Below are 10,030 nucleotides of genomic sequence, written 5' to 3'. Positions count from 1 at the left end.
CCGCCCACGGCACCGCACACACGCCCAGCAGCCGGAAGGCGTCCGACAAGCCGTGCGCCGAGACGAACCGCGCGACCCACTCCGCCCGCTCGTCCGCCGGCAGCGCCGTCAGCAGCTTCGCCGGATCCAGCCACGAGGAGCCCTCCGCCGCGGGCGGTTCCGACGCCGGGCCGAGCAGCGCGCGGGCCCACTCCGCATCCCGCTGCCGGACCGCGGCCCGGCACCAGGCGGCGTGCAGCTCCGGCTGCCAGCCGTCGGTGACCGGCAGCGCCACGATCTCCGCCGGGCTCCGGCCGCCGAACCGCTCGCGCCAGGTGGTCAGCGGGGCCGCCTCCACGATCTGGGCCAGCCACCATGAGCGCTCGCCGCGCCCGGACGGGGGCTTCGCTGCGACGCCGTCGCGCTCCATTTCCTTGTCGCACTCGTGCGGCGCCTCCACCGTGATGTGTGGGCCCTCGCCCTCGCCGGTGCGGTCCAGCGCCACGCAGCTGCGGGCCCGCTCCGCCATCCGGGCCGCGAGCGCCGAGCCCGGCAGCGCGGACAGCAGCTCCGCCGCGGTCGCCCGGACGTTGCGGCTCCGGTCGGACAGGGCGCGCTCCAGGAACGGCTCGTCCGCGGGGGACAGGCCCTCGCGCAGCACGTCCAGGAACATCAGGCGGTCCTCCGCCCGCTCCGTCTCCCACGCCTGTGCCAGCAGCTCGCGGGCCGCCGCGGGATCGCTCCGCCGGAGGGAAGCGAGGAACGCCGTCCGCTCGGCGAACAGGCCCTCCTCCCACGTGCGGGTGTCCGTGGGTGCCGGTCCTGCGGTGGTCGGGGCCGTGGCAGGGCCCGTTCGCAGTGCGTACTTCCACTGCGGGTTGAGTCCGGCCAGCCACCGTGCGCCGGGGCCGCCGAGCACGAGTGCCTCCGGACGCAGGTCCGTACGCGCCCGGGCCGCGTCCAGCAGGGCGGGCAGCAGGGCCGGCGGTGCCTGGTAGCCGTGGCGGTTGGCGGCGGCCAGCCACTGGGGGAGCAGTTCCGTGAGGTCCGGGGCGGCGTTGCGGCGGCCGCCGCCGGTGCGGTCGGCCAGCAGCTGGGCCAGTCGGCGCCGGGCCGCGGGGGGCAGCGGCGGCCGTGCGTCCTCGGGCGCCGGCTCCGGGCGGGCCCGCGCCGGGGCCGGCCGTGCGCCGGCGCGTCTCCGTACGGTCTCTACTGCGGCTGCGTCCAGCAGGGCTGCGGCCGGGGTTTGTTCGTTTCGGGGGGCTACGGGTGGTGTGCGCCTTGCCGTGCCCAGCAGGGCTGCGGTGACGAGTTCGTTCCACGTGTGCTTCATGTGCGCTTGCCCTTTCGGTGGTCGGTGGGCCGGGGGCGTGGTCCGGCGCCCCCGGTGTTCACAGCGCCACCGGCTCCGGCGCCCACGTGGCCAAGGGGACGGCGCCCCTGTGTCCGTATTCGATGAAGACCGTGAGCGGGCGGCCGCCCGATATCGATGTCAGTTGCCACATTCCTCGGCTGGCGCCTATGACCGGGAGTGCGGATTTGCCCTCCGTATCGGTGAGTTGCCAGTCGTCGGTCTCCGAGAGCGGGGGGACCGGGATCGCGCCTTCGACGATGACCGGCCACGCCTCCAGCCACGGATCCCCGCTCAGAGCCTCGCCGTACGCGGAGAGGGCTGTTCCTATGCTGACGCCCGGCGGCGGGCCTGAGATGTCCGTGGGCGGTGCGTGGCATGTGCCGAGCGCGGCGCGCAGCGGGCGGGCGCCGGGGTAGTAGACCAGGTCGGCGTCCATGGATGTGCCTACGGGCAGGGAGAGTTCCGGCTCCCTGCCTGCCGCGCCGTACGACAGGAGCAGGGCCATCCGGCCCGTACCGCGGCCGCGGAGCCAGATGCGGCGCGTGATCAGCCGGCCGTCGTCGCTGTCCCGCTGCGCCAGGATCTGCCAGTGGTCGCGGACCGGTGGTCCGGACGCCAGCAGCGTTGCCGTGTCGGTCGTGATGCCGACTCGTGAGCGGACCGTCGCCGCCAGCGGATCCGGCAGCTTCTCCAGATTCAGCCAGCCCTGGTTGAGGGCGTGCAGCAAGGCGCACTCCTCCAGTAGTTGCCCCGGGTCGTTCAGTGAGCTCAATTCCCTTACGCGTGAGGCCAGTCCCGGTGCCTGGGCGTCTACCATGCGGGCCGTCGTTTCCTCCCACTGGTCGTGCCCGGCCGCGAGCCCGGTGCGCAGGGCGTCCATGAGCCGCTGCTCCAACTCCGTGACGCCCGCGGTGATCCGCGCGGCCCGGCGCTCCCCTCTTCGCCGGGTCGCCTCGCCCGGGCGCGCCCCCGCGCCCGGCACCGCTTCCGCCGACTGCCGTTCCCCCTGCGGATTCATGCCACGAACGGTAGGGGCACCCACTGACAATCGCTCCGACCTGCGGGTCCGGCCCGTTGTCAGTGGGGTGGTGCAGGGTGTTCCACGCATCCCGGAACCGCACACCGAGGGGGACTTGTGACCGGAACCGACGTCCTGCGACCGCATGCGGAGCACGCCTTCGCCGAGGAGCTGAAGGCCCTCGCGGCCGCCGACGACCGGCCCCGCCCCGAGCGCTGGCGGCTCTCGCCGTGGGCCGTCGCCACTTATCTGCTCGGCGGCACCCTGCCCGACGGCACCGTGATCACGCCCAAGTACGTGGGCCCGCGCCGTGTCGTCGAAGTCGCCGTCACCACGCTGGCCACCGACCGCGCCCTGCTCCTGCTCGGCGTGCCCGGCACCGCCAAGACCTGGGTCTCCGAGCACCTGGCCGCCGCCGTCAGCGGCGACTCCACCCTCCTCGTCCAGGGCACGGCCGGCACCCCGGAGGAAGCCATCCGCTACGGGTGGGACTACGCGCGGCTGCTGGCCCACGGTCCCAGTCGCGAGGCGCTCGTGCCCGGGCCCGTCATGCGCGCCATGGCCGGCGGCCGGATCGCGCGGGTCGAGGAGCTCACCCGTATCCCGGCCGACGTGCAGGACGCTCTGATCACCATTCTGTCCGAGAAGGCGCTGCCCGTCCCGGAGCTGGGCGAGGAGGTGCAGGCCGTGCGCGGCTTCAACCTGATCGCCACCGCCAACGACCGGGACCGCGGCGTCAACGACCTCTCCAGTGCCCTGCGCCGCCGGTTCAACACCGTCGTCCTGCCGCTGCCCGCCACGCCCGAGGACGAGGTCGACATCGTCTCCCGGCGCGTCGACCAGATCGGCCGCTCCCTGGACCTGCCGTCCGTGCCGGACGGCGCCGACGAGATCCGGCGCGTCGTGACCGTGTTCCGCGAGCTGCGCGACGGCGTCACGGCTGATGGCCGCACGAAGCTCAAGTCGCCGTCGGGCACGCTCTCCACGGCCGAGGCGATCTCCGTCGTCACCGGCGGTCTCGCTCTGGCCGCCCACTTCGGCGACGGCGTGCTGCGCGCGGGCGACGTCGCCGCCGGGATCCTCGGCGCCGTCGTCCGTGACCCGGCCGCGGACCGGCTTATCTGGCAGGAGTACCTGGAGACCGTCGTCCGCGAGCGCGACGGCTGGAAGGACTTCTACCGCGCCTGCCGCGAGGTGTCCGCGTGAGCGGCCCCGTCCTGCTGGGCATCCGCCACCACGGCCCCGGCTCCGCACGGGCCGTGCGGGCCGCCCTGGAGCGGAGCCGGCCCGCGGCCCTGCTCATCGAGGGGCCGCCCGAGGCCGACACGGTCGTCCACCTCGCGGACGAGGAGGGCATGCGGCCGCCCGTCGCCCTGCTCGCCCACGCGGCGGACGACCCGGGCCGCGCCGCGTTCTGGCCGCTCGCCGAGTTCTCCCCGGAGTGGGTCGCGATCCGCTGGGCCCTCGCCCACGGCGTGCCCGTACGGTTCATCGACCTGCCGGCCGCGCACACCCTCGCGCTGGGCGGGGAGGACGACGCCCCCGACGGCGCGCCCTCCGACCCCCTGGCCGTGCTCGCCGCAGCCGCCGGCCACGACGATCCCGAGCTGTGGTGGGAGGACGCCGTCGAGCACCGCCGCGGCGTGGACGACCCTCTCGCTTCCTTCGCCGCGGTCGCCGACGCCATGGCCGAGCTCCGGTCCGCGTTCGGCGACGGATCCGACCGGGACCGCCTCCGCGAGGCCCACATGCGGCTCAGGATCCGCGACGCCCGGCGGCAGTTCGGCGACGGCATCGCCGTCGTCTGCGGTGCCTGGCACGTGCCTGCCCTCGCGGTGAAGCGGACCGTCACCGCCGACCGGCAGGCCCTCAAGGGCCTGCCCAAGGTCAAGGCCGAGCTCAGCTGGGTCCCCTGGACCCACCGGCGGCTCTCCCGCCGCAGCGGCTACGGCGCCGGCATCGACGCCCCCGGCTGGTACCGCCACCTCTTCCACGCCCCCGACCGCCCGGTCGAGCGCTGGCTGACCGAGGTCGCCCGGCTGCTCCGGGACGAGGACTTCCCCGTCTCCTCCGCCCACGTCATCGAGGCCGTCCGGCTCGCCGGCACCCTCGCCGCCCTGCGCGGCCGCCCGCTCGCCGGGCTCACCGAGACCACCGACGCCGTCAGGGCCGTGATGTGCGACGGCTCCGACGTGCCGCTCGCCCTCGTGCGGGACCGGCTCGTCGTGGGGAACGTCCTCGGCGAGGTTCCCGACACGGCCCCCGCCACGCCCCTCCAGCGCGACCTCGCCCGCCTCCAGCGCAGCCTGCGCCTCAAACCCGAAGCCGACGCCCGCGACTGGGACTTCGACTTGCGCAAGGACACCGACGCCGCGCGCAGCCGCCTGCTCCACCGGCTGCGCCTCCTCGGCGTCGGCTGGGGCGAGCCCGTCCTCTCCCGCGCAGGGACCGGCACGTTCCGCGAGTCCTGGCGGCTGACCTGGGAGCCCGGACTGGCCGTGCGGGTCGCCGAAGCCTCCGCCTGGGGCACGACCGTGCCCGGCGCGGCCACCGCCAGGGCCGAAGCCCTGGCCGCCGGCAGCGCGGCGCTCGCCGACGTCACGGCCCTCGCCGAGCACTGCCTGCTCGCCGGCCTGCCCGGCGCCCTGCCCACCGTGATGCGCGCCCTCGCCGACCGCGCCGCGCTCGACACGGACGTCGCCCACCTCGCCGAGGCCCTCCCGGCCCTCGTCCGCTCCGTGCGCTACGGCGACGTCCGCCGCACGGACACCGCCGCCCTGAGGGAAGTGGCCGAGGGCATTGCCGAGCGCGTCTTCGTGGGCCTTCCGGCGGCGTGCGCGGGCCTCGGCGCCGACGCCGCGGCGGCCATGCGGGGCCTGGTGGACCAGGTCCACCAGGCGGTGGGCCTGCTCGACCCGGAGCCGGTGCCCGGCACCGGCCTCCGGCACCGCTGGGCCGCCGTCCTCGGAGCGCTCGCCGGGCGGGACGGGCTGCCCGGCGGGATCCGGGGGCGGGCCGCGCGGCTGCTGCTCGACGGCGGGCTGCTGCCCGGCGAGCGGGCCGCCCGGCTCATGGGGCTCGCCCTCTCCGCCGGCACCGCCCCGGCCGAGGCCGCCGCCTGGATCGAGGGCTTCCTCGGCAGCGGCGGATCCGGCGGCGCGCTCCTCGTCCACGACGAGCGCCTGCTCGCCCTCGTGGACGACTGGCTCACCGCCGTCCCGGCCGGGGCCTTCACCGGCGTGCTGCCGCTGCTGCGCCGCACCTTCTCCGCGTTCGACCCCGGCACGCGCCGCGCCCTCGGCGAGCAGATCCGCCGCGGCGGGCCGGGAGCAGCGGAGACGGCCGAGCACGGGGCCGGGACACGTCTCGACGAGGAACGCGCGGCGGCGGTGCTGCCGGCCATGCACCTGCTGCTCGGCATCCCGCACCCGGGCACGGCACACACAGGGGGAGACCGACGATGACCACGGACACAGCCACCGACCCGGCCGACGAGCGCCTGCGCCGCTGGCGGCTCGTCCTCGGCCCGGACACCGCGGCGGGCGCCACCGGCGGGATCGCCGCCCTCGGCAGCGCCGACGGCGCGATGGACCGCGCCCTGGACGCGCTCTACGGCGGTGACGACACCCTGGGCTCCGGGCCCCGCGCGGCCGGCCTCGGCGCCTCCGCGCCCTGCGTCGCCCGCTGGCTGGGGGACATCCGCACGTATTTCCCGGCGTCCGTCGTTCAGGTGATGCAGCGCGACGCCGTCGACCGGCTCGGCCTCGCCTCGCTGCTCCTGGAGCCGGAGATGCTGGAGGCCGCCGAGCCCGACGTCCACCTCGCCGGCACGCTCCTCTCCCTCCACCAGGCGATGCCGGAGACCACGCGGACCACCGCCCGGGCCGTGGTCCGCAGGGTCGTGGCGGACCTGGAGAAGCGCCTGGCCGCGCGCACCCGCGCCACCCTCACCGGCGCCCTCGACCGCTCGGCCCGCACCGGCCGGCCCCGCCACCGCGACATCGACTGGGACCGCACCATCCGGGCGAACCTGAAGAACTACCTGCCGGAGTACCGGACCGTCGTCCCCGAGCGGCTCATCGGCTACGGGCGGGCTTCGCAGGCGGTGAAGAAGGAGGTGATCCTGTGCATCGACCAGTCCGGCTCCATGGCCGCCTCCGTCGTCTACGCCTCCGTCTTCGGCGCCGTCCTGGCCTCCCTGCGCGCGCTGGAGACCCGGCTCGTCGTCTTCGACACCTCCGTCGCCGACCTCACCGGCCAGCTGTCCGACCCGGTCGACGTGCTCTTCGGCACCCGGCTCGGCGGCGGCACCGACATCAACCGCGCGCTCGCCTACTGCCAGTCCCGCATCACCCGCCCGGCGGAAACCGTCGTGGTCCTCATCAGTGATCTCTACGAGGGCGGGATCCGGGACGGGATGCTCGAACGGGTGGCGGCCATGAAGGCGGCCGGCGTGCAGTTCGTCGTGCTGCTCGCGCTCTCCGACGAGGGCGCCCCGGCGTACGACCGCGAGCACGCGGCGGCCTTGGCCGCCCTCGGCGCGCCCGCCTTTGCCTGCACCCCGGACCTCTTCCCGGAGGTGATGGCCGCGGCCCTGGAGAAGCGTCCGCTGCCCGTGCCCGACGGGGCCGCCCGGCCCCCGGGCGCGCCCGCCCCGTAGGCCGGATGCGTACGGATTCCGTCGCGATCTGTGAGCGTAATCACGGCCGTAGTGTGACCTGTGATTTAGGGCCGCCCCGCCAGCGGGGATAACCTGCGAGACGGACATGCCGCGTCAACGGTGAACGTGTGCCGCCCTCGCCCGTGCTACCCCGGGGCGCAACCCCCGGACCCTGCGGAGATCGCGCTCTCACGCCGCCCTGCGGCACGCCCGCGCAGACAACGAACCGCGATATCCATGGAAAAGGGACGGACGCGCGTGGACCTGTTCGAGTACCAGGCGAGGGACCTCTTCGCCAAGCACGGTGTACCGGTGCTGGCCGGTGAAGTCATTGACACGCCTGAGGCGGCCCGCGAGGCGACCGAGCGGCTGGGCGGCAAGTCGGTCGTCAAGGCCCAGGTCAAGGTCGGTGGCCGTGGCAAGGCCGGTGGCGTGAAGCTCGCCGCCACCCCGGACGAGGCCGTCGCCCGCGCGACGGACATCCTCGGCATGGACATCAAGGGCCACACGGTCCACAAGGTCATGATCGCCGAGACCGCTCCGGAGATCCTCGAGGAGTACTACGTCTCGTACCTCCTCGACCGGACCAACCGCACCTTCCTCGCCATGGCGTCCGTCGCCGGCGGCATGGACATCGAGGAGGTCGCCGCGACGACCCCCGAGAAGCTCGCGAAGGTCCCGGTCGACGCCAACGAGGGCGTCACCATCGAGAAGGCCCGCGAGATCGTCGCCCAGGCGAAGTTCCCGGCCGAGGTCGCCGAGAAGGTCGCCGAGGTCATGGTGACCCTGTGGAAGACCTTCGTCGCCGAGGACGCCCTCCTCGTCGAGGTCAACCCGCTGGCCAAGGTCGCGAGCGGCGACGTCATCGCCCTCGACGGCAAGGTCTCCCTGGACGCCAACGCCGAGTTCCGCCAGCCGGAGCACGAGGCCCTCGAGGACAAGGCCGCGGCCAACCCCCTCGAGGCGGCCGCCAAGGCCAAGGGCCTGAACTACGTCAAGCTCGACGGCCAGGTCGGCATCATCGGCAACGGCGCGGGCCTCGTCATGAGCACCCTCGACGTCGTCGCCTACGCCGGTGAGAACCACGGCGGCGTCAAGCCCGCCAACTTCCTCGACATCGGTGGCGGCGCCTCCGCCGAGGTCATGGCCAACGGTCTTGAGATCATCCTCGGCGACCCGGACGTCAAGTCCGTCTTCGTCAACGTCTTCGGTGGCATCACCGCGTGCGACGAGGTCGCCAAGGGCATCGTCCAGGCCCTGGAGCTCCTCAAGAGCAAGGGCGAGGACGTCACCAAGCCGCTGGTCGTGCGCCTCGACGGCAACAACGCGGAGCTGGGTCGCAAGATCCTGTCCGACGCCAACCACCCGCTGGTCCAGCGCGTGGACACCATGGACGGCGCGGCCGACAAGGCCGCCGAGCTGGCTGCGGCTAAGTAAGGGACGAGGACTCCACAACCATGGCTATCTTCCTCACCAAGGACAGCAAGGTCATCGTCCAGGGGATGACCGGTGCCACGGGCATGAAGCACACCAAGCTCATGCTGGCCGACGGCACCAACATCGTCGGTGGCGTGAACCCGCGCAAGGCCGGCACCGAGGTCGACTTCGACGGCACCTCCGTGCCCGTCTTCGGCTCCGTCGCCGAGGCGATGGAGAAGACCGGTGCCGATGTCACCGTCGTCTTCGTCCCGCCGGCGTTCGCCAAGGCCGCCGTCATCGAGGCGATCGACGCCGAGATCCCGCTGGCCGTCGTGATCACCGAGGGCATCGCCGTCCACGACTCCGCCGCCTTCTGGGCGTACGCGGGTGCGAAGGGCAACAAGACCCGCATCATCGGCCCGAACTGCCCCGGTCTCATCACCCCGGGCCAGTCCAACGCCGGCATCATCCCGGGCGACATCACCAAGCCCGGCCGCATCGGTCTCGTGTCCAAGTCCGGCACGCTGACCTACCAGATGATGTACGAGCTCCGTGACATCGGCTTCTCCTCCGCCGTCGGCATCGGTGGCGACCCGGTCATCGGCACCACGCACATCGACGCGCTCGCCGCGTTCGAGGCCGACCCGGAGACCGAGCTGATCGTGATGATCGGCGAGATCGGCGGCGACGCCGAGGAGCGTGCCGCGGACTTCATCAAGGCCAACGTCACCAAGCCGGTCGTCGGCTACGTGGCGGGCTTCACCGCGCCCGAGGGCAAGACCATGGGCCACGCCGGCGCCATCGTCTCCGGTTCGTCCGGCACCGCCCAGGCGAAGAAGGAGGCCCTGGAGGCCGCCGGTGTGAAGGTCGGCAAGACCCCGTCCGAGACGGCCCGCCTCGCGCGCGCCGCGCTGGGCGCCTGAGCCTGACGGTTCCGCAAGCACGGGCCCGCACCCCGCGAGGGGTGCGGGCCCGTGCCCGTTTCCGGGAAATCCCGCGCCGGCTTCCCGGGAAACCGGCGCTCGTTTCCCAGGAATCCCGCGCCCGTTTCCCGGGAAATAGGGTTATCCGCGTATTAAAAGCGACACGACGGTCATTTACCCGCTACCCGAACGAAAGGCGTGTTCTTGGCAGCATGACCATGTGACCCAAGATGCCGAGCACAGCCCGCCGTTGCCCGCGCCCGGCCCGCCCGCCGCGCCGCCGCCCGCGGGCACGGTGTTCGTCGGCGGGGCGATCGCCGCCGGCCTGGGGCTCGGCGCGCTGGCCGTGGTCGTCCTGCTGCTGTGGATCACCTCGCCGTACCCGGACGGCGGCGCGGGCGAGGCCCTGCGCACCGCCGCCGCCCTGTGGCTGCTCGCGCACGGCGCCGACCTCGTCCGCACGGACACCCTCACCGGGGCGCCCGCCCCGATCGGCCTCACGCCGATGCTGCTGACCGCCCTGCCCTGCTGGCTGCTCTACCGCGCCGCGCGGCACGCCCTGGACCCGCCGGACGAGGCGGACGAAGACGAGGCGGGGCACGAAGCGGACCTCACCCCGTACCCGGACGTCATGCTCCTCGCCGAGGAGGAGCCGGCCGCCGCCCCCGGGCCCGCCC

At 74.0% G+C, this 10,030-nt stretch carries 8 protein-coding genes; 6 read left to right on the top strand and 2 right to left on the bottom strand.

Annotated elements, in window-relative coordinates; genetic code table 11:
- Together ACSNOH_RS30220 and ACSNOH_RS30215 are read right to left on the bottom strand one after the other, a co-directional pair.
- Positions 1–1,312 (bottom strand): DUF5691 domain-containing protein (locus ACSNOH_RS30220; RefSeq protein ID WP_436724631.1); only part of this gene is annotated, 1,312 nt, incomplete at its 3' end.
- Positions 1,313–1,370: 58 nt separating this feature from the next.
- Positions 1,371–2,351, bottom strand: a complete 981-nt coding sequence (locus ACSNOH_RS30215; protein WP_436724630.1) for a hypothetical protein — start codon at positions 2,349–2,351, stop codon at positions 1,371–1,373.
- 117 nt (positions 2,352–2,468) lie between these two features.
- Between ACSNOH_RS30215 and ACSNOH_RS30210 the strand changes: the two genes are divergently transcribed.
- The 6 genes from ACSNOH_RS30210 to ACSNOH_RS30185 all read left to right on the top strand — a co-directional run.
- Positions 2,469–3,557 (top strand): ATP-binding protein, encoded by a 1,089-nt coding sequence (locus ACSNOH_RS30210; protein WP_436724629.1) that lies wholly within the window; start codon positions 2,469–2,471, stop codon positions 3,555–3,557.
- Positions 3,554–5,815 carry a DUF5682 family protein gene (locus ACSNOH_RS30205; RefSeq protein WP_436724628.1) on the top strand — a complete coding sequence of 754 codons (2,262 nt, stop codon included), beginning with the start codon at positions 3,554–3,556 and terminating at the stop codon, positions 5,813–5,815. The genes ACSNOH_RS30210 and ACSNOH_RS30205 overlap by 4 nt, the downstream gene beginning before the upstream one ends.
- Entirely contained in the window at positions 5,812–7,011 is a 1,200-nt protein-coding gene (locus ACSNOH_RS30200) for a VWA domain-containing protein (protein ID WP_436724627.1), read from the top strand. The genes ACSNOH_RS30205 and ACSNOH_RS30200 overlap by 4 nt, the downstream gene beginning before the upstream one ends.
- Before the next feature lie 258 nt (positions 7,012–7,269).
- Positions 7,270–8,448, top strand: a complete 1,179-nt coding sequence (gene sucC / locus ACSNOH_RS30195) for an ADP-forming succinate--CoA ligase subunit beta (protein WP_436724626.1) — start codon at positions 7,270–7,272, stop codon at positions 8,446–8,448.
- A 20-nt stretch (positions 8,449–8,468) separates the two neighbouring features.
- The gene (gene sucD, locus ACSNOH_RS30190) at positions 8,469–9,353 is read left to right on the top strand and encodes a succinate--CoA ligase subunit alpha (protein WP_436724625.1); all 885 of its coding nucleotides are present in this window, start codon (positions 8,469–8,471) and stop codon (positions 9,351–9,353) included.
- 220 nt (positions 9,354–9,573) lie between these two features.
- Positions 9,574–10,030: cell division protein PerM (locus ACSNOH_RS30185; protein ID WP_436724624.1), on the top strand; the 457-nt coding region annotated here is incomplete at its 3' end.

It is taken from the genome of Streptomyces sp. URMC 127, from assembly GCF_051386535.1.
In the GTDB taxonomy this organism is placed as follows: domain Bacteria; phylum Actinomycetota; class Actinomycetes; order Streptomycetales; family Streptomycetaceae; genus Streptomyces.
The sequence above is the reverse complement of the archived record's forward strand: the minus strand, read 5'-3'. Positions and strand labels throughout refer to the sequence as shown.

What these genes read in the sequence shown, in the direction of transcription:
- ACSNOH_RS30200 (WP_436724627.1), top strand. Translation starts at nt 5,812, where the DNA reads ATGACCACGGACACAGCCACCGACCCGGCCGACGAGCGCCTGCGCCGC.
- sucD (WP_436724625.1), top strand. Translation starts at nt 8,469, where the DNA reads ATGGCTATCTTCCTCACCAAGGACAGCAAGGTCATCGTCCAGGGGATG.
- ACSNOH_RS30215 (WP_436724630.1), bottom strand. Translation starts at nt 2,351, where the DNA reads ATGAATCCGCAGGGGGAACGGCAGTCGGCGGAAGCGGTGCCGGGCGCG.